This window comes from Bradyrhizobium sp. Ken01 (assembly GCF_055807355.1).
The window spans coordinates 25,502-51,268 of the sequence record NZ_JBVVPC010000013.1 but is presented as its reverse complement, the minus strand read 5'-3'; the positions used below and the strand labels follow the sequence as shown (position 1 = coordinate 51,268).

General features: G+C 63.9%; 29 protein-coding genes. 15 read left to right on the top strand and 14 right to left on the bottom strand.

The genetic code is table 11. The annotated features are described in order from the left end of the window. Positions 1 to 11: 11 nt before the first annotated feature. From AC0L3S_RS15165 to AC0L3S_RS15155, 3 genes are all read right to left on the bottom strand, one after another. The gene (locus AC0L3S_RS15165; protein ID WP_473279606.1) at positions 12 to 818 is read right to left on the bottom strand and encodes an FAD binding domain-containing protein; all 807 of its coding nucleotides are present in this window, start codon (positions 816 to 818) and stop codon (positions 12 to 14) included. Between the two features lie 33 nt (positions 819 to 851). After that, complete coding sequence (locus AC0L3S_RS15160; protein ID WP_007602418.1) at positions 852 to 1,337, bottom strand: (2Fe-2S)-binding protein; 486 nt, start codon at positions 1,335 to 1,337, stop codon at positions 852 to 854. Positions 1,338 to 1,501: 164 nt separating this feature from the next. After that, a complete protein-coding gene (locus tag AC0L3S_RS15155; protein WP_007602417.1) occupies positions 1,502 to 1,948 on the bottom strand; it encodes an SRPBCC family protein in 447 nt (148 codons plus the stop codon). Positions 1,949 to 2,129: 181 nt separating this feature from the next. Here AC0L3S_RS15155 and AC0L3S_RS15150 point away from each other — a divergent pair, with 181 nt between their 5' ends. From AC0L3S_RS15150 to AC0L3S_RS15140, 3 genes are all read left to right on the top strand, one after another. Beyond that, complete coding sequence (locus tag AC0L3S_RS15150) at positions 2,130 to 3,485, top strand: 3-carboxy-cis,cis-muconate cycloisomerase (RefSeq protein WP_473279605.1); 1,356 nt, start codon at positions 2,130 to 2,132, stop codon at positions 3,483 to 3,485. A gap of 33 nt (positions 3,486 to 3,518) precedes the next feature. Then, positions 3,519 to 4,301, top strand: coding sequence for a 3-oxoadipate enol-lactonase (gene pcaD, locus AC0L3S_RS15145; RefSeq protein ID WP_473279604.1), 783 nt, complete (start codon positions 3,519 to 3,521; stop codon positions 4,299 to 4,301). Between the two features lie 107 nt (positions 4,302 to 4,408). Then, a complete protein-coding gene (locus AC0L3S_RS15140; protein ID WP_247444501.1) occupies positions 4,409 to 4,801 on the top strand; it encodes a carboxymuconolactone decarboxylase family protein in 393 nt (130 codons plus the stop codon). On the opposite strand, the gene AC0L3S_RS15135 is transcribed toward AC0L3S_RS15140, so the two are convergent. Beyond that, entirely contained in the window at positions 4,763 to 5,299 is a 537-nt protein-coding gene (locus AC0L3S_RS15135) for a hypothetical protein (RefSeq protein WP_473279603.1), read from the bottom strand. The two genes, AC0L3S_RS15140 and AC0L3S_RS15135, sit on opposite strands and share 39 nt — an antisense overlap. A 343-nt stretch (positions 5,300 to 5,642) precedes the next feature. Here AC0L3S_RS15135 and AC0L3S_RS15130 point away from each other — a divergent pair, with 343 nt between their 5' ends. From AC0L3S_RS15130 to AC0L3S_RS15110, 5 genes are all read left to right on the top strand, one after another. Then, positions 5,643 to 6,560 (top strand): ABC transporter permease subunit, encoded by a 918-nt coding sequence (locus tag AC0L3S_RS15130; RefSeq protein ID WP_473279602.1) that lies wholly within the window; start codon positions 5,643 to 5,645, stop codon positions 6,558 to 6,560. A gap of 11 nt (positions 6,561 to 6,571) precedes the next feature. Then, a complete protein-coding gene (gene livM, locus AC0L3S_RS15125; protein ID WP_473279601.1) occupies positions 6,572 to 7,891 on the top strand; it encodes a high-affinity branched-chain amino acid ABC transporter permease LivM in 1,320 nt (439 codons plus the stop codon). Next, positions 7,888 to 8,721, top strand: coding sequence for an ABC transporter ATP-binding protein (locus AC0L3S_RS15120; protein ID WP_473279600.1), 834 nt, complete (start codon positions 7,888 to 7,890; stop codon positions 8,719 to 8,721). The genes livM and AC0L3S_RS15120 overlap by 4 nt, the downstream gene beginning before the upstream one ends. Continuing rightward, a complete protein-coding gene (locus AC0L3S_RS15115; RefSeq protein WP_473279599.1) occupies positions 8,718 to 9,458 on the top strand; it encodes an ABC transporter ATP-binding protein in 741 nt (246 codons plus the stop codon). Before AC0L3S_RS15120 ends, AC0L3S_RS15115 begins: the two co-directional genes overlap by 4 nt. A 158-nt stretch (positions 9,459 to 9,616) precedes the next feature. Further along, on the top strand, positions 9,617 to 10,735 hold the full coding sequence (locus tag AC0L3S_RS15110; RefSeq protein WP_007602405.1) for a branched-chain amino acid ABC transporter substrate-binding protein: 1,119 nt from the start codon (positions 9,617 to 9,619) through the stop codon (positions 10,733 to 10,735). 83 nt (positions 10,736 to 10,818) lie between these two features. Here AC0L3S_RS15110 and AC0L3S_RS15105 read toward each other — a convergent pair whose 3' ends face one another. Next, positions 10,819 to 11,205, bottom strand: a complete 387-nt coding sequence (locus AC0L3S_RS15105; RefSeq protein WP_473259004.1) for a response regulator — start codon at positions 11,203 to 11,205, stop codon at positions 10,819 to 10,821. Between the two features lie 240 nt (positions 11,206 to 11,445). On the opposite strand from AC0L3S_RS15105, the gene AC0L3S_RS15100 reads away from it, so the two are divergent. Beyond that, complete coding sequence (locus tag AC0L3S_RS15100; protein WP_473279598.1) at positions 11,446 to 14,256, top strand: PAS domain S-box protein; 2,811 nt, start codon at positions 11,446 to 11,448, stop codon at positions 14,254 to 14,256. A gap of 12 nt (positions 14,257 to 14,268) precedes the next feature. Here the strand turns inward: AC0L3S_RS15100 and AC0L3S_RS15095 are convergent, their stop codons facing one another. The 3 genes from AC0L3S_RS15095 to AC0L3S_RS15085 are packed head-to-tail and all read right to left on the bottom strand — an operon-like array spanning position 14,269 to position 17,409. Next, positions 14,269 to 14,838: a hypothetical protein gene (locus tag AC0L3S_RS15095; RefSeq protein WP_473279597.1), complete on the bottom strand. Its 570-nt coding sequence runs from the start codon at positions 14,836 to 14,838 to the stop codon at positions 14,269 to 14,271. 22 nt (positions 14,839 to 14,860) lie between these two features. Further along, positions 14,861 to 16,084 carry a pentapeptide repeat-containing protein gene (locus tag AC0L3S_RS15090; RefSeq protein ID WP_473279596.1) on the bottom strand — a complete coding sequence of 408 codons (1,224 nt, stop codon included), beginning with the start codon at positions 16,082 to 16,084 and terminating at the stop codon, positions 14,861 to 14,863. A 14-nt stretch (positions 16,085 to 16,098) separates the two neighbouring features. Then, positions 16,099 to 17,409 carry a DUF2235 domain-containing protein gene (locus AC0L3S_RS15085; protein WP_473279595.1) on the bottom strand — a complete coding sequence of 437 codons (1,311 nt, stop codon included), beginning with the start codon at positions 17,407 to 17,409 and terminating at the stop codon, positions 16,099 to 16,101. Positions 17,410 to 17,594: 185 nt separating this feature from the next. Between AC0L3S_RS15085 and AC0L3S_RS15080 the strand changes: the two genes are divergently transcribed. Both AC0L3S_RS15080 and AC0L3S_RS15075 read left to right on the top strand, forming a co-directional pair. Then, positions 17,595 to 18,590, top strand: a complete 996-nt coding sequence (locus tag AC0L3S_RS15080; RefSeq protein ID WP_473279594.1) for a P1 family peptidase — start codon at positions 17,595 to 17,597, stop codon at positions 18,588 to 18,590. Between the two features lie 50 nt (positions 18,591 to 18,640). Next, complete coding sequence (locus tag AC0L3S_RS15075) at positions 18,641 to 18,853, top strand: KTSC domain-containing protein (protein ID WP_473259010.1); 213 nt, start codon at positions 18,641 to 18,643, stop codon at positions 18,851 to 18,853. Positions 18,854 to 18,865: 12 nt separating this feature from the next. Here the strand turns inward: AC0L3S_RS15075 and AC0L3S_RS15070 are convergent, their stop codons facing one another. Continuing rightward, the gene (locus tag AC0L3S_RS15070; RefSeq protein ID WP_473279593.1) at positions 18,866 to 19,660 is read right to left on the bottom strand and encodes an EF-hand domain-containing protein; all 795 of its coding nucleotides are present in this window, start codon (positions 19,658 to 19,660) and stop codon (positions 18,866 to 18,868) included. Between the two features lie 251 nt (positions 19,661 to 19,911). Here AC0L3S_RS15070 and rpe point away from each other — a divergent pair, with 251 nt between their 5' ends. The 4 genes from rpe to AC0L3S_RS15050 all read left to right on the top strand — a co-directional run bounded on the left by rpe (position 19,912) and on the right by AC0L3S_RS15050 (position 21,297). After that, entirely contained in the window at positions 19,912 to 20,613 is a 702-nt protein-coding gene (rpe, locus tag AC0L3S_RS15065) for a ribulose-phosphate 3-epimerase (protein ID WP_354128092.1), read from the top strand. Positions 20,614 to 20,762: 149 nt separating this feature from the next. Beyond that, on the top strand, positions 20,763 to 20,903 hold the full coding sequence (locus AC0L3S_RS15060) for a hypothetical protein (protein ID WP_473279592.1): 141 nt from the start codon (positions 20,763 to 20,765) through the stop codon (positions 20,901 to 20,903). 4 nt (positions 20,904 to 20,907) lie between these two features. After that, positions 20,908 to 21,084, top strand: coding sequence for a hypothetical protein (locus AC0L3S_RS15055; protein WP_162847283.1), 177 nt, complete (start codon positions 20,908 to 20,910; stop codon positions 21,082 to 21,084). Positions 21,085 to 21,105: 21 nt separating this feature from the next. Beyond that, a complete protein-coding gene (locus AC0L3S_RS15050) occupies positions 21,106 to 21,297 on the top strand; it encodes a hypothetical protein (protein WP_007602380.1) in 192 nt (63 codons plus the stop codon). A gap of 24 nt (positions 21,298 to 21,321) precedes the next feature. Here AC0L3S_RS15050 and AC0L3S_RS15045 read toward each other — a convergent pair whose 3' ends face one another. The 5 genes from AC0L3S_RS15045 to AC0L3S_RS15025 form a co-directional block, all read right to left on the bottom strand. After that, positions 21,322 to 22,746: a protein kinase domain-containing protein gene (locus AC0L3S_RS15045; RefSeq protein ID WP_473279591.1), complete on the bottom strand. Its 1,425-nt coding sequence runs from the start codon at positions 22,744 to 22,746 to the stop codon at positions 21,322 to 21,324. A 6-nt stretch (positions 22,747 to 22,752) separates the two neighbouring features. Then, entirely contained in the window at positions 22,753 to 23,493 is a 741-nt protein-coding gene (locus AC0L3S_RS15040) for a metallophosphoesterase family protein (RefSeq protein WP_473259018.1), read from the bottom strand. A gap of 117 nt (positions 23,494 to 23,610) precedes the next feature. After that, on the bottom strand, positions 23,611 to 24,216 hold the full coding sequence (locus AC0L3S_RS15035; protein ID WP_027567695.1) for a hypothetical protein: 606 nt from the start codon (positions 24,214 to 24,216) through the stop codon (positions 23,611 to 23,613). Next, positions 24,209 to 24,895 carry a hypothetical protein gene (locus AC0L3S_RS15030; RefSeq protein ID WP_007612052.1) on the bottom strand — a complete coding sequence of 229 codons (687 nt, stop codon included), beginning with the start codon at positions 24,893 to 24,895 and terminating at the stop codon, positions 24,209 to 24,211. Before AC0L3S_RS15030 ends, AC0L3S_RS15035 begins: the two co-directional genes overlap by 8 nt. Beyond that, a complete protein-coding gene (locus AC0L3S_RS15025; protein ID WP_473279590.1) occupies positions 24,892 to 25,662 on the bottom strand; it encodes a MotA/TolQ/ExbB proton channel family protein in 771 nt (256 codons plus the stop codon). Before AC0L3S_RS15025 ends, AC0L3S_RS15030 begins: the two co-directional genes overlap by 4 nt. Positions 25,663 to 25,767: the final 105 nt, after the last annotated feature.

The window sequence follows — 25,767 nt, the reverse complement described above, 5'->3', positions numbered from 1 at the left end:
GTGAGGATCACTCACTCCTTGGCGTTGGCGGCGTCGAGGGCACGCCGCGTCAGCACGCCGATGAGGTGCGCGCGGTATTCGGCGCTGCCATGGATATCGCTGTTGAGGCCGTCCGCCGGCACCTCGATGCCGTCAAGCGCCTTCGCGGCGAAGCGCTTCTTCAGAGCTTCCTCGAATGCGGTGACACGGAACACGCCTTCGGAGCCGGCGCCGGTGACCGCGACCCGCACGTCGGAGGGACGCCGCGCCACGAACACGCCGACCAGCGCGTAACGCGAGGCCTGATTGCGGAACTTGATATAGGCCGCCTTCTTCGGCAGCGGGAACATCACCTTGGTGATGATCTCGTCGGCTTCGAGCGCCGTCGTGAACAGGCCCTGGAAAAACTCTTCCGCCTTGAGGCGGCGCTTGTTGGTCACGATGGTGGCGCCCAGCGCCAGCACGGCAGCCGGATAGTCCGCGGTCGGGTCGTTGTTGGCGAGCGAGCCGCCGATCGTGCCCTTGTGACGCACGGCGGGATCGCCGATCTGGCCGGCAAGGTTCGCGAGCGCCGGGATCGCCTCGCCGACGATGGCCGAGGTTGCGACCTCGGCATGCCTGGCGGTGGCACCGATCACGAGCGCGCGGCCCTTCATCTCGATCGTGTTGAGCCCATCGATATGGGAGAGGTCGACCAGATGCGGCGGGCTGGCGAGCCGCTGTTTCATGACGGGAATCAGCGTGTGGCCGCCGGCGATCACCTTGGCGTCTTCGTTCTTCACCAGGAGATTGGCAGCCTGCCGAACGGTCCCGGGGCGATGGTATTTGAAATCGTACATCTGAATGTCCTGATCGCAGAGTGCGCGCGCGGTTTACGCGAGATCGGATTTCGCCATCGCCTTGGCGCCGGCGGAGATCGAGGTGACGATGTTCTGGTAGCCGGTGCAGCGGCAGAGATTGCCTTCCAGCTCCTCGCGGATGGTGTGGTCGTCGAGCTCGTTGCCCTTGCGATGGACGATGTCGATCGCGGTCATGATCATGCCCGGCGTGCAGAAGCCGCACTGCAGGCCGTGGTGTTCGCGGAAGGCCTCTTGCATCGGGTGCAGCGGCGCGCCGTCGGCGGCCAGGCCCTCGATCGTCTTGACCTCGTGGCCGTCGGCCATCACGGCGAGCGTGGTGCAGGACTTCACGGCCTTGCCGTCCAGATGCACGACGCAGGCGCCGCACTGCGAGGTGTCGCAGCCGACATGGGTGCCGGTGAGCCGCAGATTCTCGCGCAGGAACTGCACCAGCAGGGTGCGGGGATCGACATTGGCCGTGACAGGATTGCCGTTCACGATGAGGGAGATTTTTGCCATAAGCACTCTCTATCAGCGCCCCGACGGGTCCCGTCGAAGCGGTTCTTATAATTATTCCAACCCATCATATGGGCCATTATGCCCCGGGGCAACATCACCCGGAATGCAAGGCGCCATGACAAAACGCGATATGCCGGAAGGCGCAATGCTTGAGGTATCGGCCTTCAGCCCTGTACCGCCTTGGCGAAGTTCGCGAAAAATTCGTCGGCCAGTTTCTTGGCGGCGCCGTTGATCAGGCGCTGGCCGAGCTGCGCCAACTTGCCGCCGATCTGCGCCTCGACCTCGTAGGACAAAAGCGTGCCGCCGTCCTTCTCCGCAAGCTTGACCACGGCGCCACCCTTCGCGAAGCCGGCCACCCCGCCCTCGCCTTCGCCGGAGATCTTGTAGCCGTTCGGCGGGTCGAGATCGGACAGCGTAACCTTGCCCTTGAAGCGCGCCGACACCGGGCCGACCTTCATTTTCGCCGTCGCACGAAAGCCGCCATCCTCGGTCTTCTCCAACTCCTCGCAGCCGGGGATGCAGGCCTTCAGCACCTCGGCATCGTTGAGCTTGGCCCACACGGCCTCGCGCGGCGCCGCAAGCTGGACTTCGCCGTTCATCGTCATGGCCATTGGGTGCCTCCCGGGATACCGAACTTGGATCGCAACTATAAGGCTGCTCAAGTACCGCAGGGAGGCGGCAAAAGAAAGGGTGGCCTCGGTCACGCGCAATGCATATTCGCAACTGCAAAAAGCTTGCGCCCTCGGTTTGGGATTGGCACAGGCCGGCCATGGTGGTTAGGTCCCGCACAATATGAGCACATCCCTCTCCCCCCTGCTCGCGCCGATGCTGTCGAGCGAGGCCATGCGCGCGGTCTGCGACGACCGGTCGGCCCTCCAGAACATGCTCGATTTCGAGGCAGCCCTGGCCCGAGCCGAGGCGGCCACGGGTGTGATTCCCGCGTCCGCGGTGAGCCCGATCGAAACCGCGTGCAAGGCCGATGCCTTTGATCTGGCCGCGCTGGCGGAGGCCGCCACGCGATCCGGCAATCTCGCGATCCCCCTGGTCAAGACACTGACCGCCAATGTCGGCAGGGCCGACGCCGAGGCCGCCCGCTACGTGCATTGGGGCGCGACCAGCCAGGACGTCATCGACACCGCGACCATGCTCACGCTTCGCGCCGGCATCGATGCGTTGGACGCCGATCTCAGCCGCGCCATCAAGGGCTTTGCCGCACTGGCGCGCAATCATCGCAACACCGCGATGGTGGCGCGAACCTGGCTCCAGCACGCCCTGCCGATGCCGTTCGGCCTGAAGGCCGCCGAATACGCCGCAAGCCTTGCCCGCGCCCGCTGCCGCTTGAGGCGGCTCTCCCGCGAGGGCCTCGCACTGCAATTCGGCGGTGCGGTCGGCACGCTCGCCGCGCTCGGCGACAAGGGGCTCGCGGTCGCCGAGCGATTGGCGCAGGAGCTGAACCTGCCGCTGCCCGAAGCGCCCTGGCACACCCATCGCGACCGCATCGCGGAAGCCGCATCGAGCTTTGCGATTCTCGCCGGCAGCTGCGGCAAGATCGCGCGCGACGTCTCGCTGCTGATGCAGACCGATGTCGGCGAAGCGTTCGAGCCCGCCGGGGAAGGCCGCGGCGGCTCCTCGACCATGCCGCACAAGCGCAACCCGGTGGCCGCCGCAAGTGCGCTCGGCTGCGCAACCATGGCGCCGCAGCTCGCCGCGACGATATTCGCTGCGCAGGTACAGGACCATGAGCGCAGCGCTGGCCCCTGGCACGCGGAATGGCCGACGCTGCCGCAATTGATGCTGGTCACCTCCGGTGCGCTTGCCGCCATCGTCGACATCGCGGAAGGACTGGATGTCGATGCGGCGCGCATGCGCAGCAATCTCGACGCGACCCACGGCCTGATCATGGCGGAAGCGGTCACCTTTGCGCTGGCCGAGGCGATCGGCAAGAGCGATGCGCATCGCCTCGTCGAGGCCGCGAGCAGGCGCGCGGCCGCCGAGAGGAAGCACTTGCGCGAGGTGCTCGCAGCCGATTCGCAGGTCACTGCGCATCTCTCGCCGGAAAAAATTGCGGCGTTGTTCGAGCCGATGGCCTATCAAGGCGCTTCCCAAGCCCTGATCGACCGCCTGCTCGACAGTCTCGAACGCGAATAGCAGTCCAGAGCGCAAATAAACGGAGACGCCCGCATGCCGATGATCGATGCCGACGGTTGCCTGATCAACGTCTCCGTCGAGGGCCGCGACGGCGGCCCGACGCTGATGCTCTCGAACTCACTCGGCTGCACGCTGCAGATGTGGGAGCCGCAGATGAAGGCGCTGACGCAGATATTCCGCGTCATCCGCTACGACCGCCGTGGCCATGGCAAGTCCAACGTTCCGCCCGGCCCCTATTCGATGGAGCGCTTCGGCCGCGACGTGCTCGCGATCCTCGACGACCTCAATATCGAGAAAGTGCACTGGTGCGGCCTGTCGATGGGCGGCATGGTCGGGCAATGGCTCGGCGCGAACGCGCCGGAGCGCTTCGGCAAGCTCATCCTCGCCAACACCTCCTGCTACTATGCCGAGCCGACCAAATGGCTCGAGCGCATCGAGGCCGTGAAGAAGGGCGGCATTGCCGCCGTCGCCGACGCCGTTATTGCCGGCTGGCTCACCCAGGATTTCCGCGAGCGCGCACCCGACATCACCGCCAGGATGAAGTCGATGCTGCTGGCCTCGCCGGTCGAAGGCTATCTCGCCTGCTGCGAGGCGCTGTCGACGCTCGACCAGCGCGCGCTGCTGCCGAAGATCAAGAGCCCGACGCTGGTGATCGCCGGCCGCCACGACATGGCGACGCCGATTTCGGCGGGTGAATTGATCCGCTCAAACATTCCCGGCGCGAGCATGACCATCATCGACGCCGCCCATATTTCCAATGTCGAGCAGCCACACGCGTTCACCGACGCTGTCGTGGGCTTTTTGACGCAACGCTGATTTCATAACGCCGTCATTGCGAACGCAGCGAAGCAATCCAGAATCCCTCCGCGGCCACACTCTGGATTGCTTCGCTACGCTCGCAATGACGGAGAAGAGGATAGAGCATGGACGACCAGAAACGCCGCGATGCCGGCATGAACGTGCGCCGAAAAGTGCTGGGCAATGCCTGGGTCGACAAGTCGATCGCGGGTCGCAATGCATTCAACACCGATTTCCAGGACATGATCACCCGCTACGCCTGGGGCGAGATCTGGACGCGGCCGCATTTCGACGAGCGCACGCGGCGGGTGCTGGTGATCGGCACCATGGTTGCGCTTGGCCAATGGGACGAATTCCGCCTGCATGTGCGCGCCGCCCTCGCCGAGGGCGGCTTCACGCCCGACGACATCAAGGAAATCCTGCTGCAGCAGGCGATCTATTGCGGCGTGCCGGCGACGAACCACGCCGTCAAGGAAGCCTCAGCGATTGTGCAGGAGCTCGGCCTGCTCAAGACCTAGCGGCGGGGTGGCCTCGACGGGCTGCTGAACGATCTTGGGCGCAGCCACGGGCCGTTCGATCACCACCACGATGGCGGCACCGAGCAAGATCAGGAGCTCGGTGGCGTGCAGCCGCAGCGCGGCCATCTCGCCGACCTTCGAAGCCATGATCATACTCGCAAACGAGATCAGGCTACCGATCGCAAGCGCGATGCCAAGGGCTTCGTCACTGCCGCCGTTCTTGCGGATGCGGGGGATGCAGAGCAGCGCAAGGTAGATCGCAAAGAACGCCACCACCGTCAGTCGCCCCAGTGCCAGCAGCCAGGCGGCGCGGACCGTGTCCATCCCCGCCATCTGGAGATGGTCGCTGAGGAAAAGAGCGACTGCGACGCTCGGCCGCTCATAGAGGCCATGGACCGGCGCCACCATGATGTTGAAGGCAACGAGGGTCCAGACCGGGATGAAATAGGCTGCCAGAAGTGCGCCATTGACCGAACCGATCCGCCAGTTTCCGAACATGCCGCTTCCCGCTTCGTTTGGCCCGCGCCTTCGATGGAAGGCCTTGCCGGGAGCTAACTCGCATCAGACTGTGGCGGCAATTTAAACCCTTTGTTTACCTTAACTGCCTCTCGACAGGCATCCCATTGGGCGCTGGTGGAACTGGTTCCGCCCCTTGCATGGGAACCGGAGGCCCAAATGATCTCTGTAAAAGCCTTGATGCGGAGGCGGGGCCGGTTGCAGCCGCCAGTTCCCTCCTGTTACAAAACGAGAATGCTTAAGGGCTGCCGGGGCCCGAGAAGAAACCAGCACTCTCTCTCGAAGAGCTCCCTTTGAGCCGCGTCAGATTTGGGTACGGCAGCCTATGGATTATTTCGCCCAGCAGCTCATCAACGGCCTCGTGCTCGGCTCGATCTACGGGCTGATCGCGATCGGCTACACGATGGTCTACGGCATCGTCGGCATGATCAACTTCGCCCATGGCGATGTCTTTATGATCGGCGGCTTCATCGCGCTAATCACCTTCCTTCTCCTGGTCTCGACCGGCCTGGCTGCGGTCCCGGTGATCCTTTTGATCGTGATCCTGGTCTCGATGGCGGTCACCGCCCTGTATGGCTGGACCATCGAGCGCATCGCCTACCGTCCGCTGCGCCACTCCTTCCGCCTGGCGCCGATGCTGTCGGCGATCGGCATGTCGTTCGTGCTGACCAACTATTCGCAGGTGGCGCAAGGCGCACGGGTGAAGCCAGTGCCGCCAGTGATCACCGGCGGATATACGCTGCACGAGAGCGCCGATGGCTTCGTCATCCAGCTCTCCAACATCCAGATCGTGGTGGTCATCACCACCATCGTGCTGCTGGCGATCTTCACCTGGCTGGTGTCGCGCACACGGCTCGGGCGCGACATGCGCGCCTGCGAGCAGGACCAGACCATGGCGGCGCTGCTCGGCGTCAACGTCGACCGCACCATCTCCATGACCTTCGTGATTGGCGCTGCGCTCGCCGCGGTTGCCGGGCTGATGTACCTGCTCTACTACGGCCTGGTCGATTTCTTCATGGGCTTCGTCGCCGGCATCAAGGCGTTCACGGCGGCCGTGCTCGGCGGCATCGGCTCGCTGCCCGGCGCCATGCTCGGGGGGCTCGCGATCGGGCTGATCGAGACGTTCTGGTCGGCCTATTTCTCGGTCGAGTACAAGGACGTCGCCGCGTTCTCGATCCTGATCGTCGTGCTGATCTTCATGCCGACCGGCCTGCTCGGCCGCCCCGAAGTCGAAAAAGTCTGACGGTCGCGCGCGTGAAAACTCCCTCGAGCAATACGGCCAAAGCTGCATCGGGCATCCCCGCTCTCCTGAAGACCGCCTGCGTCAACGCCCTGATCGCGCTGGTGCTGTTCTCGCTGATGGTCGGCGTCCGCACCGAGGCCGGTTCCGACGGCCAGCTCACCTATTGGACGCGCTTCGGCGAGGTCGCCTCCCTCGTCGCCGCGGTATTCGGCGGCTCGATCGTGCTCGAGCTGCTCAAGCAATGGATCGGTCCGACCGGCGCCGAGAAGCTGGTGCCCCCGGCGCTGCAGAGCGGAATGTCGTTCCTCGGCCGCTATCTCGCACCGGCGCTCCTGATCTTCACGCTCCTGGTGCCCGTGATCTTCTATGACCAGCGCTACATCCTCGATCTCGCCATCCTCGTGCTCACCTATGTGATGCTGGGCTGGGGGTTGAACGTCGTGGTTGGCCTCGCCGGCCTGCTCGATCTCGGCTACGTCGCCTTCTATGCGGTCGGCGCCTATTCCTACGCGCTGCTTGCGACCAATTTCGGCTGGTCATTCTGGATCTGCCTGCCACTGGCGGGCGTCCTCGCCGCCTTCTGGGGCGTGCTGCTCGGGTTTCCCGTGCTGCGCCTGCGCGGCGACTATCTCGCCATCGTGACGCTCGCCTTCGGCGAGATCATCCGCCTCGTCATCATCAACTGGCAGGATCTGACCGGCGGGCCCAACGGCGTCTCCAGCATTCCCCGCCCCTCCTTCTTCGGCATCCCGCTCGACAATAGCGACAACGGGCTCGCCGCCAGGCTCGGCATCGAATATTCGCCGACCCACCGCATCGTCTTCCTGTTCTACCTGATCCTGGCGCTCGCGCTGCTCACCAACTGGGTGACGATCCGGCTGCGCCGCCTGCCCATCGGCCGCGCCTGGGAAGCCCTGCGTGAGGACGAGGTCGCCTGCCGCGCGCTCGGCATCAACACCACGACCACCAAGCTCACGGCATTCGCCACCGGTGCGATGTTCGGCGGCTTTGCCGGCGCGTTCTTCGCGACCCGCCAGGGCTTCATCAGTCCGGAATCCTTCACCTTCCAGGAATCGGCGCTGGTGCTCGCCATCGTCGTGCTTGGCGGCATGGGCTCGCAGCTTGGCGTCGCGCTCGCAGCGCTCGCCATGATCGGCGGTTTCGAGCTGTTCCGCAGCCTTGAGAGCTATCGCATGCTGGTGTTCGGCATGGCCATGGTGCTGATCATGATCTGGCGGCCGCGCGGCCTGATCGGCCATCGCGCGCCGACCGTGTACCTGACCAAGGCCCACGCGATCTCATCCGACCTCGTCAAGGAGGGACACGGATGAGCCGCGACCAGATTCTCGAGGTCGACCGGCTCACCATGCGCTTCGGCGGCATCGTCGCGGTGCAGGAGCTGTCGTTTGCTGCCGAGCGGAACAAGATCACCGCGCTGATCGGACCCAACGGCGCCGGTAAGACGACGGTGTTCAACTGCATCACCGGGTTCTACAAGCCGAGCGACGGCGCCATCCGCCTCAGCCATGACGACGGCAAGGTGATCGCGCTGGAGCGGCTGAACGATTTCCGCATCGCCAAGCAGGCCAAGGTCGCCCGCACCTTCCAGAACATCCGCCTTTTTCCCGGCATGACCGCGCTGGAAAACCTGATGGTGGCGCAGCACAACGCGCTGATGCGCGCCTCCGGCTTCACCTTGCTCGGGCTCATTGGTGCGCCCGTCTACCGCGACGCCGAGAAGCGCGCGATCGATCTCGCCACCGACTGGCTCAAGCGGGTCAATTTGCTCGATCGCGCCGACGATGCCGCCGGTAATTTTGCCTATGGCGACCAGCGACGACTCGAGATCGCACGCGCGATGTGCACCGAGCCCGCGCTCTTGTGCCTGGACGAACCCGCCGCCGGCCTCAATGCGCGCGAGAGTGCCGCCCTGAGCGAGCTGCTGCTGTCGATCCGCAACGAGCTCGGGACCTCGATCCTGCTGATCGAGCACGACATGTCTGTGGTGATGGAGATCTCCGACCACATCGTGGTGATGGACCACGGGGTGAAGATCTCTGAAGGCTCCCCGCGCGAGGTTCGCGACGATCCAAAGGTGATCGCCGCCTATCTTGGCACCGATGAGGAAGAGGCGGCGGCCGTGATGGAGAGCGGGTCGTGACGTCGCCCACTGCCCTGCTCGCGATCCGCAGCCTTCGCGCCGCCTACGGCAAGATCGAGGCGCTGAAGGGCGTCGACCTCGAGATCAATGCCGGCGAGATCGTGGCGCTGATCGGCGCCAACGGTGCCGGCAAGTCGACGCTGATGATGACGATCTTCGGCAAGCCCCGCGCCCGCGCCGGCCAGATCCTGTACGAAGGCCGCGACATCACCGAAGTGCCCACCCACGAGATCGCGCATTTGCGCATCGCGCAATCGCCGGAAGGCCGCCGCATCTTCCCGCGCATGAGCGTGGCGGAAAATCTCCAGATGGGGGCGGACGCCACCGAATGCACCGACGCCGAACGCGAGGCGACGCTACAACGCGTGTTCACGCTGTTTCCGCGGCTGAAGGAACGCTACGCCCAGCGTGGCGGAACCCTGTCCGGCGGCGAGCAGCAGATGCTGGCCATCGGCCGCGCACTGATGAGCCGTCCTCGCCTGCTCCTGCTCGACGAGCCCTCGCTCGGTCTGGCGCCGCTGATCGCGCGCCAGATTTTCGATGCGATCCGCACCCTGAACCGCCAGGACGGCCTGACCGTGCTGATCGTCGAGCAGAACGCCAACCATGCGCTCAAGCTCGCCCATCGCGGCTATGTCATGGTCAATGGCCTGATCACGCTGGCCGGGACCGGCGCCGAGTTGTTGCAGCGCCCCGAGATTCGCGCCGCCTACCTGGAAGGCGGCCGGCACGGCTGAGACCCCAACGGCGAACCCATGCTGCCGAATGTGGCGAGATATCTCTGCCGATGCCCGTATTTTGCCGGTGACTTCTCCTCGAATTCATTCAAGAATGGCGCCGGTTTGAACCGGGCCTGCCCGGTAACTTCCACAGGCGACCACCCTCGAGGTATCTCATGAAATCACTGAAGCTCATCGGTCTGGCATTCGGCGCATCGATTGCGCTGTCGAGCGCGGCATTCGCGCAGGATGTCACCGTCGCAGTCGCAGGTCCGATGACCGGCGGCGAGTCCGCCTTCGGCCGCCAGATGAAGAACGGCGCCGAGATGGCCGTAGCCGACATCAACGCCGCCGGCGGCCTCAACGGCAAGAAGCTCGCGCTGTCCGTCGAGGACGACGCTTGCGATCCCAAGCAGGCGCGCTCGATCGCCGAGAAAATCGCCGGCGCGAAGATTCCCTTCGTGGCCGGGCATTATTGCTCGTCGTCGTCGATCCCGGCTTCGGAAGCCTATGCCGACGGCAACGTGCTGCAGATTACCCCCGCCTCCACCAATCCGAAGTTCACCGACAGCGGACTGTGGAACGTGGCGCGCGTCTGCGGCCGTGACGACCAGCAGGGCCTGGTCGCCGCCCAGTACATCGCCAAGAACTACAAGGGCAAGAACATCGCCATCCTCAACGACAAGACCACCTACGGCAAGGGTCTTGCGGACGAGACCAAGAAGGCGCTCAACAAGGCCGGCGTCACCGAGAAGATGTACGAGTCCTACAACAAGGGCGACAAGGACTTCAACGCGATCGTCTCGCGGCTGAAGCGCGACAACATCGATCTAGTCTATGTCGGGGGCTACCATCAGGAGAGCGGCCTGATCCTGCGCCAGATGCGCGACCAGGGCCTCAAGACCGTGCTGATGGCCGGCGACGCGCTCGCCGACAAGGAATACGCCTCGATCACCGGCCCGGCCGGCGAAGGCACGCTGTTCACCTTCGGCCCCGATCCGCGCAACAAGCCGACCGCGAAGAAGATCGTCGAGGCCTTCAAGGCCAAGAACATCGACCCCGAGGGCTACACGCTCTACACCTACGCGGCGATGCAGGTCTGGTCGCAGGCGGCCAAGAAGGCCGGCACCACCGATGCCAAGAAGGTCATGGCGGCCATCAAGGCCGGCAAGTGGGACACCGTGATCGGGCCGATCGAGTATGACGCCAAGGGCGACATCAAGCAGCTCGACTACGTCGTCTACAAATGGGACGCCAAGGGCGGCTACGCCGCGATCAGCGGCAACGGCACCTAAGCACAGTTGCCGGGGGCCTGAAGGCCTCATCCAATCATCGTCGCGCCCCGGCTTGCCCCGGGGCGTTTCTTCCCGCGTCAGGGTCAGACGGCTGCAGGCAGCGCGCCGTCCGCCGCGGCTTGGGCCTTCCGTAGGGCTTGAAGAAGATCGTTCGGCCGAAACGGCTTTTGCAGGCAGACCACGTTGGCGAGGTGGGGCGATTGTTCCATGAAGTCCAGCGCCGTCATCCCCGACACGGCAACGACCGGGAGGCTCGGTGCAAGCTCGCGCAGGGTCGTGATGACCTCGACGCCGCTGGTATCGCCGAGGAAAATGTCCACGATTGCCGCGTCGAAGCAGGCCTCGGTGAAGGCTTTCACCCCGGCTGCGCCGCTATCGGCCTCAACGACGTCGTAACGGTTGACGCGCAGCACAATCGCGACCATCGCCCGGACGTCCTTCTGGTCGTCGATGATGAGAACGCGGGGCATAGGGAACAACTCCCGGATCCTGAATTCAAAATGCCTGATTCAAACCTGGAACCCGTAGCAGCGGGAGAGCATTATGGCACCGTCCAGTAAAGCGCATCTTACCCGATCCCCCGTGCGCGTTCCCTATAAAATTAAGTAAGCTGTAACCTTCGGTTGAGTCGCGACCGGTTTTGTCATGATGCGTGCCCAGAACCCGCTACCATGGACGGAAATTGATTGGGCCAAATGAGATTGGCAAAGATGCTCAAGACGGATCTGCGAGAGCTTCACGTGTCCGCGCCGACCGATCGGAGCACATTCCTTTCGACGCTGCCGGCCACCTCGAAAGACCGCACCGCAGCATTGGCGATCGTCGGCGTCTCGTCGATCCTGTTCGCAGTGGCCGTGCCCTTCGCAGGTCTCCCGCTGCTCCCCGTGCCGGCCTTTGTCGCGAGCTATCAATCCGCCCTTGTGGTCGCGGACATCGTCACCGCGGTCCTGCTGTTGTCGCAGTTTGCGGTGCTCAGGACCAGCGCGCTGCTCGTGCTCGCGACGGGCTATCTGTTCACCGCCGCCGCGGCCGTAGTCCATGCCCTCACCTTCCCCGGACTTTTCTCGCCGACCGGGCTGCTGGGGGCCAACCAGCAGACCACGGTCTGGCTCTACATGATCTGGCACGGCGGCTTTCCGCTCTGCGTGCTGGCCTACGCCTGGCTGAAGGAGGCCGACGGCGGCGCCCGGATCGCCGGCTCGGCAAGCAAGGCGATCTACGCCAGCGTGGTCGGCGTCGTCGCGGTCATGATCGTCTTGACCTGGATCGTCACTGCCCAGCACGACCTGCTTCCGGTCCTGCTGCGCGATGGGCGTTACACGCAGATCATGATCGGGGTGGTGTCCTTTGTCTGGTCGTTGAGCTTCGCGGCGCTGGTCTCGCTGTGGTTCCGCCGTCCACATTCGGTCATCGATGTCTGGCTCATGGTTGTGATGTGCGCGTGGCTGTTCGACATCGCGCTGTCGGCGATCGTCAACGTCGCGCGCTTCGATCTCGGCTTCTACGCCGGTCGTGTCTACGGCCTCTGCGCGGCGACCTTCGTGCTTGCGGTGCTCCTGATCGAAAATGTCCGCCTCCAAGCGCATACGCTGGGCCTCGTCGGCAGGCTGCGCCAGCAGTCGGCATTGGATCGCGACTATTATGGCAAGCGCCTTGCCCTGTACGGCGCCGTTGTCGAATCCGCCAATGACGCCATCATCACGAAGACGCTCGACGGTGTCATCACGGGCTGGAACAAGGCCGCCGAACAGCTGTTCGGCTATGCCGCCGCTGAGGCCGTCGGCCAGCCGATCGACATCATCGTGCCTGAGGATCGCAAGGCCGAGGTCAGGGGTATCCTGAACCGGGTCGGCGGCAACGAAACGATCGCCCAGCACGAGACGGTCCGGATCCGAAAGGACGGCCGGCGGGTCGACGTCGTCCTCAATGTTTCTCCGCTGAAATCAGCCAACGGACAGATCATCGGCGCTTCCAAGATCGCCCACGACATCACGGAAGAGAAGCAGGCACGAGAAAAACTGCGCCGCGAGGTCGAGGAGCGGCAACGGATCTTCGAGACTTCGCAGGACCTGATCCTGGTCACCGACGGTTTCGGCAATTTCATCCAGGTCAGCCCCAGCGTGAAGACCATTCTGGGCTTGAGTCCGGACGACATGATCGGGCACAGCGCCACCGAGTTCATTCATCCCGATGACCTCCAGAAGACGCGCGACGAGATGCGCGCGGCGCGGCGTGGCGCGGTCAAGCGCAGCTTCGAGGCGCGCTACTACCACTACGACGGTCACGAGGTCACGCTGAACTGGATGGGCACCTGGTCCGAGCCGGTCAAGCGCCATTTCTTCATCGGCCGCGACCTCACCGAGAAGCAGGCCGCCGAGGCGCAGTTCAGGCACGTCCAGAAGATGGATTCCATCGGTCAATTGACCGGCGGTGTCGCGCACGACTTCAACAATGTGCTGACTGTCATCACCGGCACGATCGGAATTCTGGCGGACGCGGTCGCTGACCGTCCTGAACTCGCCGCCATTACCAAGCTGATCGACGACGCCGCCGAGCGCGGCGCGCAACTAACCAAGCATCTGCTCGCCTTCGCCCGCAAGCAGCCGCTCCAGCCGCGCGAAATCGACGTCAACGCATTGACGCTCGAGGCCGCAAAGCTCCTGCATCCTACGCTCGGCGAGCAGATCACCATCATGCCGCAGCTCACCGAGGATGCGTGGCCGGCGCTGATCGACCCGGGCCAGCTTTCCACCGCGATCCTCAATCTCGCGCTGAACGCGCGCGATGCCATGCCCGACGGCGGCACGCTGGTGCTGGAGACGCGCAACATCTTCCTCGACGACGGTTATGCCAGCATGAATCCCGACGTGGTGGCTGGCAATTACGTCATGATCGCCGTCAGCGACACCGGCTCCGGAATCCCGCCGGAGTTGATCGACCGGGTTTTCGATCCCTTCTTCACCACCAAGGAGGTCGGCAAGGGCACCGGCCTCGGGCTCAGCATGGTGTTCGGCTTCGTCAAGCAGTCCGGCGGACACATCAAGATCTACAGCGAGGAAGGCCACGGCACGAGCGTGAAGATCTACCTGCCGCGTTCGAGCGGCGTGCAGGAGACCGAATTCGAGGCGCTCCAGAACGCACCCGTCACCGGCGGCCACGAAAAAATCCTGATCGTCGAGGACGACGCGCTGGTGCGCCAATATGTCGTGACCCAGATCAAGAGCCTCGGCTATGCAGCCCTCGAAGCCGGCAACGCGGCCGAGGCCCTCATTATCATCGACGCCGACAAGGACATCGACCTGCTGTTCACGGACGTCATCATGCCGGGCAGTATGAATGGCCGCCAGCTCGCCGACGAGGCGGCTCGCCGCCGCCCCGACCTGAAGACGCTGTTCACCTCGGGCTACACCGAGAACGCCATCGTCCATCACGGGCGGCTCGATTCCGGCGTGCTGCTGCTGGCGAAGCCCTACCGCAAGTCCGAGCTCGCCAAGATGCTGAGGACCGCGCTGGCGAGTTGAGCATCGCAGCGGCTAGTCGCCCAACACGGCTCTGTGGCCCGAGTGGTATTTCAGAACCAAGAAGACTGCGCCGGCCGTCAGGGAGGCGGCGTTTGTCACGAACTTGATCCGCGTCAGTTGACAGGCGATCCAAGCCTCACCCGGAGCGATCTGGGCCTGGACGAAAAGCCGGGCGAGCATCACGTCTTCTGCCACGTCGGAAAGGCCGTACAGCACGGCACTTGTGGTAAGCGCAATGAGCAGATGGCGCGCCGCCCCCGAGGGCTCCAGCAGTCCGAGAACCCAGAGCCAAAGCGCCGCTGAGAAAATCGCCAGCGCAATCGCAAATACTATGTCGTTCCAGTAGAGGACCGGTCGAACATAGATCTCGAGCTGCGTGCGCCCATCCGCCGCGGCGGGCGACCGCAGCCGTTCGGTGATCTCTTGCAGATTGCCCGCCTTGTAGCCTTGAAGCATGCGCTCGGGGACCTGAAGCTTTCCAAGCGCGCGGTTGATGCCAGCCCGATATGGTTCGTTTCGACTGAAGACCGCGCACGCAATGATCAGCCCGGCCAGACTCATCACAAGCCACAGATGCCACATCGGCTTACCCCTGTCGCAATCGTCAGCGACCGCAAACCTTATTGACTGAGCACCGTGGAATCTTGAAGCCCGGGCGAATGATGTCCAGTCCGGTGGGTTGCGCTTCCTCGATTACCGTCAGGCCAGGGTCGGCCGCCGTTGCGTCGATACTCGGGCCGACGCAGGCATCACTAAAGAGCTTCTCGTTCAGCCCTTTTGCGCCCTTGAAGTTCGCCCGGCTCAGATCGGCCCGACAAAAATTCGCCCCCGTCAGATCCGCCTCCCGAAAATCCGCGCCAGCGACAATCGCGCCTTCGAAATTGACGTTGTTCAGATGTGCGGTGCGAAAATCCGTCGTCCAGCATCGATAGCGCTGCCACTCCGTCGGGCCGCCGTCTTTTTCCTCAAGATAAAGCTTATTCCCAATCGTCATCGTCGGGAATCCCGGCGTCTGAAAGTCTTCCAAATGTACACCGCGCATGTCGGCTCCCCTCATGTCGGCACCGTAAAACGAACTGCGGTGAAACTGGGATTGCGACAGCTGGGCGCAGGAGAAATCACGCCTGGACAGGTCCAGATTGTCGAGCGCCATGTGTTCGAGCGCCAGCGCGTTTCGGCGGACAGTAACCTGCCGAAGATCGCATTTATCAGTCGAATAATTCAACCGGCGAGCGGCGAATTCGGGGTCGCCGAGTGCCTGCATCGCGACTCTCAATGGCGACGGAGCTTCATTCCTCTTGTACTCGATTCGCTTCCCATCACCTTGCGAGTCCGGAAACTTTCCAGTCACGTCCCGGCATTCGCCTGATTCCGTCATCACATTCTTGGAATTCCCATCCGCAATGAACGCCGTCAGCACTTCGCTGGCAAGACGATGATATTGGATGGGACCATGTGAGCCCAGCAACTGTAGGCTCGTCAGACCCGCGATCTGCGTCGACGTCGACGCTTCCTTGCTGATCGTCTTGATGGCCTCAGTGTACTGCGTCAGCTGCGACTGCTCGTTCTTGAGTTCGAAATCCGCTGACCATTGCCGAGTCGTGAGCCCGAACTGCACCATCGTTGCGAGAAACGTGCCGCCCAGCCCCACCGCAGTCAGGAGTTGGTAGCTGGTCTGGCGTAGCCGATCCTGAACCTCCAGCCGCTTCAGCTCAGCCTCAGTGAAATGCGGCGGGACCTGATTGCGAGGGACCGCCCACCAGAACCAGAAAAAGACGGCAAGTCCAACAAAAACAGCAAACGCAGCCAGACTGAATAGAATAGTCATGAAGCCCTCGAATTTCAGCTGAGCTTATAATTAAGTGTTTCCAATCGAGTTCTGGCGTCGGCCGCGAAGGCTAGAGCTTCTTGGGGAGCGAGGCGCTTCCCGTCCCAGCCGACGATTCCGATACAGGAACCGGGGCCGTCGTGCTCGATCAGAGGCAGCGCAGCGATCAGGTTTCTTGGCACGTAAGGCCGGTACGAGCGCTGGAAACTGACTCGCTGGCCGAGCCGCAACAGGGCACTGAGATGGATCATCTCCCGGACGGGGTTATTGTGCCGGTCGTAGCAAACGTCTGTCTCCCACCGCCAACGCCGCGCGTTGCCGTATTGATTGCCTATGGTCCGATAAGAGAACGGTCGGGCCGAAAAAATGCTGCGCCTCGCCTCGTGATGAGGCGCCAGATATCCATTCTCAATCGCAGCCGTGGAGACATCCACGGGGAAGTCATCGTAATGCGCCAACAGGCGCTTCTTCATCCAGTCGAGCGTAATGTCGTCGAGCGCAGGCTGCGGCAACTTGTTTCGGTTACGCTCGTCGATATACCCTCCGCCGATGTCCGAGTGTGCCCCTACGAACCACACTTGCTCGGTGTTGTCCGCGCTGATCGTCTCGAATTTAGGCTGACGCCAGAGCGTCGCTTCGAATGCCTCGCGATGCTCATCTATCGCCAGCGCCTGCACGTTGACGTCGCACCACGGCGAAAGCCCGACGTCGTGAAACTCGAACAGATCTCTGTTTTCCCGCTTGAACCACGAGATCGGAACCCCCAAGGCTCCCACAGTGTCGAACACGCCTTGAAATTTAAGCGCAACGTCGCTCATCGGGTAAGCGTAGCGTCGGATCTCGGACCCTTCGGTCGGAAGACGGTCGAACGGGCTCTTGCGATAGTAATACCAGCCACGCGATTCGTTGACCTCCGAACAATTGGACGAACGCAACAGTCCGACGGTGCCGATGTATCCAACCAAAGAACGCGCAGTGTAGGAGCCGCGCGAAAACCCAAAGATAAAGATCTCGTCTCCCGGCTCATAGTTGCGCGATAGGAAGGAGTAGGCCCTGCGAACATTGCGGCTCAAGCCTGCCCCGAAAGCACCGCCCCGGATATTGTCAAGAAAGCCGCCGGTCCCGACGCCACGCTCGTAAAAGACGATGTAGGGCGTCTTCTTTCCGTCCTTCGTGTATGTACGATAACTGACAGACGTCCGAGTCGAAGATGCGGCCGACGTGGCAATCGCGGGCTTAACAGGGTCGGGGCGAGACAGGCTGCTATGTCTTCGCGCAGCCTGACGATGTTGGTGTCGGTCATGCCGACGTCGGCATCGTTCCACGTGCCGTCAAGCAGCAGGACAATACGCTTCAAAGTCATTATCCTTTAAAAAACATCTGGAGATTGTATGAGCATTTTGCTTTCGTCAAGGAGCCACCCGTCGAGGGCGTTGACGCCAACGCGGCGGACGGGATAACTCGGCGGAGCGTTCATTAAGGATCATCCAGAGATACCGATGCTCAGATCGTGAAAAATCTCTTGACCGACATCGCCGGCGTCCGCGTCGGCCATGCCGAGGATGCGAAAGTCGCCACTGGCACGACCGCGATCATCTTCGACACCCCCGCGGTCGCGGCCATCGATGTTCGCGGCGGCGGCCCCGGCACGCGCGAAGACGCGCTGCTCGACCTCGCCAGCACCGTCGATCGCGTTGACGCGATTGCGCTGTCCGGCGGCTCCGCCTTTGGAATCGACGCCGGCGGCGGCATCCAGGCCTGGCTCGCCGAACAAGGCCGCGGCTTGCGGATTCGCGAGGCGGTGATTCCGATCGTCCCCGGCGCGATCGTTTTCGACCTCCTCAACGGTGGCGACAAGGCCTGGGGACGCTTCGCGCCCTATCGCGATCTCGGCTACGCCGCAGCGTTGGCCGCCAGCGACGATTTCGCACTGGGCAGTGTCGGCGCCGGCCTCGGTGCTACCACCGCGACCTTCAAGGGGGGACTGGGGTCGGCCTCCGCGGTCCTGGCCAATGGTATCAAGGTCGCCGCGATCATGGTCGTCAACGCGGTCGGCAGCACAACCGTTGGCGAAGGGCCTTGGTTCTGGGCTGCGCCGTTCGAGGAGAACGGCGAGTTCGGCGGGCGCGGCCTGCCGTCCGCGTTCACGCCGGACATGCTGGCGATGCGCATCAAGGGCGGCCCCGCCGCGAGCGCGCGTGAGAACACCACGATCGGCCTCGTCGTCACCGACGCGATGCTGACCAAGGCCCAGGCCAAGCGGCTTGCGATGATCGCGCATACCGGGTTTGCCCGTGCGATCTATCCGGTGCATGCGCCGACCGACGGCGACGTGCTGTTCGCTGCCGCAACGGGCGAGAAGCCGATCGAGCCGCTGGTCGGCCTTACCGAGCTTGGAACAGTCGCCGCCAACGTGGTCGCACGCGCGATCGCTCGCGGCGTCTACAATGCAACGGCCCTGCCGTTTGCCGGCGCAATTCCGGCGTGGAAGGATCGGTTCGGCTAGAAACGAAACGGCGGACAGCGCGTTACCCTGGCGGAGCAAGGTGCACCGCCATGCCGTCTTCCGTGATCCGGTTTTTCCGCTATGCGCCCGAGACGCGCGAACTGAAGGTGACTTTCGTCAGCGGACGGCTCTATGTCTACGAGGACGTCCCGCCCGAGGTCGCCGCCGCATTCAAGGCCGCGCGCTCAAAGGGCACGTTCTTCAACCACGAGATCCGCGATCGGTATGTCTACCGTGACATCACTCACGAATATGCAAGCTAGCCGTGAGCAAGGTTACACGCTCATCGACGTCGATGAACCGACGGTCGCTGAGGCGCCTTGTCCCTGCCCGCCTTGCCGCTGCATCAACTGCGCGAACAGATCGTACGCCGAATTACGGGAGCTGGAGGCGCCCGGGACCGTCGTCGACATCTTGAAGCCGTCGGCATAGGTGACGGTGGTGGTGGTCGAACCGTCGGCACCGGTCGTCGAAGTCGAGGTCGAGCCGCCCTTGGCCTGGGAGGAGGAATCCGAACCGCCGCCGGAGGCATCGCCCGCACCTTGCGCGTGATGGTGGCCGACATGGCCGCTCTTCAGCGCCTTCGACATCTCATCGAGGCTGACGCTGCCGTCGGAATTCGAATCCAGCTTCGAGAGGACGTTGTCCGCCTGCGCGAGGTTGGTGCCGCCGGCGCCGAGCGCATTCTCGAATTCCGACTTGGTGATCTTGCCGTCGCCGTCGCCATCGATCTGCGAGAACAGATCCTTCAGAGCGGCGTCGCGGCGCGTCGAGGACGAGGATGTCGAACTCGACGAGGTCGAGCTTGCGGCGCTGCTGGTGCTGCCCGAGGATTGGCTCTGCGCGGCGAACAGCGCGTTCATCGTCTCCGGCGAGATCTGCGGGGTTTTGCCCGCATTGACCGACGAGGTCGCGCCGGTCGTCCTGTTGCTGCCGTTGTCGATCGCGAACGGATTCGTCGCCGGCTTTTGCGAGGACCCCGTCTTCTGCGTCGACGAGGATGATTTCGAATTCGTCAGCGACTGGATCGCGTCGAGCGCGCTCGATACGGCCCCAAGAGCGAACAACATTGCACAACTCCAACCGGTGCGGCATGCCGCGGCCAATGTTCTGTTCAGGTGAGGTCAGCAAGCGCCGTGCCAGCGCAAAAAGCTCAATGAAATCCGCTTTCACCGCACTTTGCACGGCCCGGGAACACCGGCAATTCATGCCGGTCGCGGCAGAAATTTCCGCCCACAGGAAGCACGCCGCCCCTGCATTGCCCGGCTGAGAGGCCCATGTTAGGCGAGTCCATCTTTCACGGCCGCCACGGGAAACCGCCATGACCCAAGCCTTCGCTCCCCGCCCCCTGGCAATCGCGCCCTCGATCCTGGCCTCGGATTTCTCCAGGCTCGGCGAGGAGGTGCGCGCCGTGGACGCCGCGGGAGCCGACTGGATCCATCTCGACGTCATGGACGGGCACTTCGTTCCCAACATCTCGTATGGTCCCGACGTCATCAAGGCGATGCGCCCGCACACCAAGAAGATCTTCGACGCGCATCTGATGATCTCGCCCTGCGATCCCTATCTGGAGGCCTTCGCGAAAGCCGGCTGCGACCACATCACCGTGCATGCCGAGGCCGGTCCCCATCTGCACCGCTCGCTTCAGGCGATCCGCGCACTCGGCAAGAAGGCCGGCGTTTCGCTCAATCCGGGCACGCCGATCAGCGCCCTCGAATACGTCCTGGACCTGGTCGACCTCGTGCTGGTGATGTCGGTCAATCCCGGCTTCGGCGGCCAGGCCTTCATCCCCTCCGCGATCGGCAAGATCCGCGACATCCGCGCCATGACAGCGGGCCGCCCGATCGACATCGAGGTCGATGGCGGCGTCGGCGCCGACGTCGCAGGTCCCCTGGCTGCGGCCGGGGCCAACGCCTTCGTCGCCGGCACGTCCGTGTTCAGGGGCGGCACGCAGGACGCCTACAAGACCAACATCGCCGCGATCCGCAACGCCGCCGCGGGTGCACGTGGCGAGGCGATCTGAGGGCTCGCACAGCTCCGCAGACGTGCGGCTTCTACGGGTGTTGCGGCGCGCAATGCCTAAATTTGCAACCTTGATCCGTACTCCTCCGGGCTTCCCTGATTCGCGCAAATCACCGCTAGTGATTCTTGCCTGTTTCGCGGGAGCACATCATGACGACGACCCTGGTTTGGACTGGCGTGGCGTTGTGGCTTGGTTTTTGTGCGTTTGTTGTGTTTGGTCCATCGGCCGGACCGGTGAAGGTCTCGCTACACTCGGCCCGCATCGCCCGTCGCGACTGGTATCGGGCCTGACCCCATGCAGATCGCGCTTGTGAAACGTCAGCCGAAGCGCCGGTGCCGCATCCCGCGGCGCCCGCACCCTGACCTCGATTTTTTCTTCGGTCGGCTCGAACGCACCGAAGGCGAGATGCGCGACGACACCGGGCCCGAGATGGACCTGGATCACCCGCTCCGGTCACCGCGCCGGCATTGAATTCTTTTCTGGACCAAGCTCATGAAGCCGCATTGCCCGAACTGCCTGAAGGAAATGACCAAGGCGTCCGCGTCGCGTAACCTGTTCAACTGTGAGCCCTGCCGCGAGATCATCCAGTTCTTCGGCGGCAGCGCGGATCACGGCGAGCCCGGCCCGCAATTCTCCTGGCCGATCCGCCGCAAGCGCTCCGTCCACACCGCTCACGCGGCCTGAACCTCCAGGATCCAGAGCGCGGCCCTATCCGGCCTCCTCGCCCGCATCCGCAGCCATTCGCGGCGGCCGTACCACGGTGACGGTGCAGGCCGCTTCCGAGGCCACCTTGGCCGAGACGCTGCCGAGCAGCGTGCGCCTGAACGAGCCCTGCCGCGCGCCGATGATGACGTGGTCGACGTGGTTGACCTCGCAAAATTCCAGAATGGCCGCCGCGGGGTCGACGGCTTCCAGCACGTGAGCCGACAGCCGGCTTTCATCGAGCTTGAGCGGCGTGGCCCAGTGTCTGAGCGCCACCAACCGATCGATATGCTTGTTGGAGCCCTGCTCATCCAGCGTCCTGTCAATCGCGATGCGGTTGAGCTTCAGCACGTTGAGGCAGGCGAGCCGCGCCGAGGGCAGCGTGGCGAGAATGCGTTCCGTCGTCATGCGCAAGGCCTCGTTCAACTCCGGCTCGCCTTCCGCCGTATCGAGCGCGACCGCGAGGATCGGGCTTGATGCGATCTGGGCTGCGACATCCGATTTCGCGCGCGGCTGCATGACGCCCGGGTTGAAGCGGCGCCGCCAGGCGACTCTGAGCGGATCGCGCTTCAGCCGCTCAGAGCGTGTGGTGAGCCTGACCTGGTCCGGGTGGGTGAGATCGAAGGCGAGCTGGGACGCGGTCGGATAGCGCCGCACCGGCTCGATCTCGAGGCATCGCAGCACCACCTCCTGGAGCCAGGGCGGATAGTCGGCGCGAAGCGAGCGCGGCGGGTGCGGATCGCGCCATAGCCGGCGCCGCATCGCACGCAGCGTCTCGCCCTCGCCGAACGGCCGTTCGCCGGTCGTGAAGAAATAGAGCAGCACGCCCAGCGAGAACAGATCGCTGCGCGGATCGTCGCGCACCCCTGACAACCGTTCCGGCGCCATATAGGGCGCGGTGCCGTAAGGCAGGCGGAACTCCTCCTGCAACAGGTCCGGCAGATGGTTGTGATGCGACAGGCCATAGTCGATCAGCACCGCCTCGCCGCTCTCGCGGAACATGATGCTGCTCGGCTTGATGTCGTGATGGATCACGTTCTGCCGGTGCAAATCCGCGAGCCCCGTCGCGATCCTGGCGACGAGCTGCCGCGCCTCGTCATACGGCAACGGCAGGTCGGGCAACCGCTTGTAGAGCGTGGTCCCGGAGATGCGCTCGATGACGACATAGGCCTGGTGGGCGAAATCGCCGGTGCCGAAACATGAGGGCACGTGCGGCCCGGCCAGCCGCGGCAGGATCATCATCTCCATCTCGAAGGAGACGATCGCCGCGGGGTCCTCGCCCTCCGACACTCGCGGAATCTTCATCAGCAGCGGCAGGTCGATGCCGGGATGGGTGACCGTCCAAAGCGTCGCCATGCCGCCGGCATGGACGCATTCGCCGATCGTGTAGCCGTCGATCTCTGCACCTGATTTGACGAGGGGTTTCGGCATCGGCCTCTAGCGCCCCTGCGACAGCCGGTCGGCGAGCCAATGCGGCAGGCCGTTCTCGCGGATCCGGTTCGCGGCCGTCTCGACATCGTAGGGCGCGCGGCAATAGGTGATCAGGCATGAGACGGTGTCGAACAGCACGAAAGCCGCGGATGGATCGTTATCGCGGGGCTGGCCGACCGAGCCGAGCACCGCAAGCCATTGCCGCCCGCGCAACAGCGGTACGGAGACATCGGTCTTGGGCACGAGTCCCGACATCTTCGCCGTCACCGACATTGAATAGATCGCCGGGCGGTGGATGTGGCCGCAGAAGGTGACATGAGCCGGCGTCGCGATCAGGCTTTTGGCAGCGTCCGCCGTCGATCGGACATAGTGCCAGCTCCGGGGGCTGGAGGCTTCCGAATGCACGAACAGGCGATCGCCGTCCTCCACCAGCATCGGCAATTCCGCCAGGAACCGCCGCTGCGCGGTGTCGAGCCGGCCGCGGGTCCATTCGATCGCGATTTGCGCCTCGGCATTCATGGTCTCGGCGGAGGAATTCACCGCCTGGTCATGATTGCCGCGCACGGCGACGGCGCCTTGGGCAACGAGCTCCATCGCGGTATCCACCACCCATTCCGGATCGGCGCCATAGCCGACGAAGTCGCCAAGCAGGATGAAGCGCTCGGCGCCACGTGCCCGCGCGACTTTCAGGCACGCCTCGAACGCCTGCCGGTTGCCGTGGATATCCGAGAAGACAGCGAGAAGCACGCACCCTCCACCCCTCGAACCTTATTGGGAGCCGATAAGGCCAAATTGAGGGAGGTCAAGAACATGCGCCAGCGGCGCGCGGTTTGCCAGCGCTGCCCTGTCGCGATGGTGAAGAGCCTATTGCTCGTCCTTCGGCGGCATCCGGGGCGGCGGAATCGGAGTGAACACGGCGCCCTGCGCGCCGGCCGGTGGGGCCAGGAATTCGCCGGTCGAGGAATCGCCTCCGCTCGTCTCCAGGATCGTCTTGGGCGTCACATATTCCCTGACCATGTCGATGAGGCTGCCATCGCCGCCGCCGAAATCAGCGGCCCGGCCGCCTTGCGGATGTCCCAGCGCGATCTCGTTCTCCGCCGCATGGGTCTTGTCGGCCAGCCTGTCATTGTAGGGCACACGAAAGGCGCGCGGTATGCCGCTCGGGCGATTGTCCTCGTCGAGCTGCTCGACCCAGAGATAGATCGAGCCGGGATCGCCTTCCAGCGAATGCGGCTCGACGATGCGGGCCTTCAGCAGCTTGAAGGAGGCCGGCAGCCGGTCGGCGCTGGCCCAGCCGAGCAGCCCGCGCATTTCCGTGAAGCTGACGACATAGAAGGCGCTGGTCACGACCACCGCAACGGCCTTGATCGACCAGTGCAGCCGCGCATAGACCAACACGACCAGCAGCAGCGCGCCGATGACGGCGTAAGCTATCGATAGTGTGAGGATGACCGTCTGCAGGCTAGTCACGGCGCACCCTCACAGCATTCCTGCTCACGCCGGTGTTCGGGTCGAGATCGGCGCCGTTGCGCCAGCCGCTGCGGAACGTCTCCAGCAGCGATTTCGGCCGCTGGTCTACATTGACGACCTTGCCTTCGGCGTCGAGCCGGAACCGCACCGCGGTCTTCTCGTCGCCGGTGTGATCGACCGTGAACTTGTTGTCGAAGATCACCTGCGCCGTCGGATTGAGTTTTTGCACCTTCACATTGGCCGTCACAGGCTCGCCGGTCGTAGCCACGAAATGTGAGACATTGACGGTATATTCGCCGGGAACGATGCCGCGCACCGTGACGATCTCCTCGCGGATCGGCGAGGCAATTTTCTTGCCGTTGACCACGATGAAGTCGTTGGCTCCGCCGCGGTCGTCGCGGTCGAGCGTGAGGAAACCGGCCTCGCGGTGACGATACCAGGCGATGTTGCCCACGGGATCCTGCACGAACAGGTCGAGATCGTCGGGATGGCTATCGGGCCAGTCCAGCGTGATCATGAACTCGGCCTTGGAATCGATCTTGCCGTCCTTGGCGTCCGGCGAGACCGCGAGCAGCGCGAGGAAGAACAGGAAAGCGATCACCTGGAGCGCCTTGAACAGCATCACGCCCAGGGGATCGAACGGCTCCTCGCGCGGATAGAGACCGAAATCATCCATCATGGCGCGATTCCAGAACCCTTGCGCTCCAGCACCGGCGTCACATAGGTCTCGGTCAGCACCACCGCATCCGAGAACACCTTCTGGGTCGCGGCATCCAGCATGTAATACTGGATGCGGACCAGGATCGAACCGACCAGGCCCGCCAGAGTCGTGTACATCGCGACCGCCATGCCGTCGCTCATCAGCCCCATCGAGGATCGCATCGCGACCTTGTCGGCGGCATCCAGCCCCGCGATCGGCGCCAGCATGATGATGAAGCCGACGATGGTGCCGAGCAGGCCGAGCTTCATCAGCGTGTCCGAGACGAAGGCGCCGAAGCCGTTGGAACCGCGCAGGCGGTCGGCGAGCGTTCGCAGCAACAGCGTCTGGTCGACAGGGCGGTAGTCCTGCGCCGCGGCCTTGGTCACGAGGCTCTCGATGTGGTCCCGCACCAGCCCGCGTGGCAGCTCGGCTGCGCCGGCGTCGAGCGCCCTGCCGCCCTCGGGCGCCGCAAGCACCGCGCGGCAGCGCCGGGCCGCCGCGCCCTCGCGGGCAATGGCCCGCGTGCGCAGGAAGCAATGACCGCAGGTGAGGACATAGAGCAGCGCGATCAGGCTGGAAATGTAGGTCCGGTCGGAGGTCAGCATCAGACGGATCAGGCCGAACCGCCACAGCAGCACGACCGCGAAGATCGAAAGCCCGGTGAAGATCATCCAGAACAGGAGCGCGCTACGCTCGGATGGGTCGGCAGCAGGCCCCGCGATCGGCCCAATCGTCATCGAACTCATGCTGCACCGCTCCTGGCCGTGAATTCCGCCCATTAGATCAAAGCCGCCGCGCCCGGTCCAAAGAGCCATGCCCAATCCGGCTTGGGAAATTTGCCCGAGATTCAA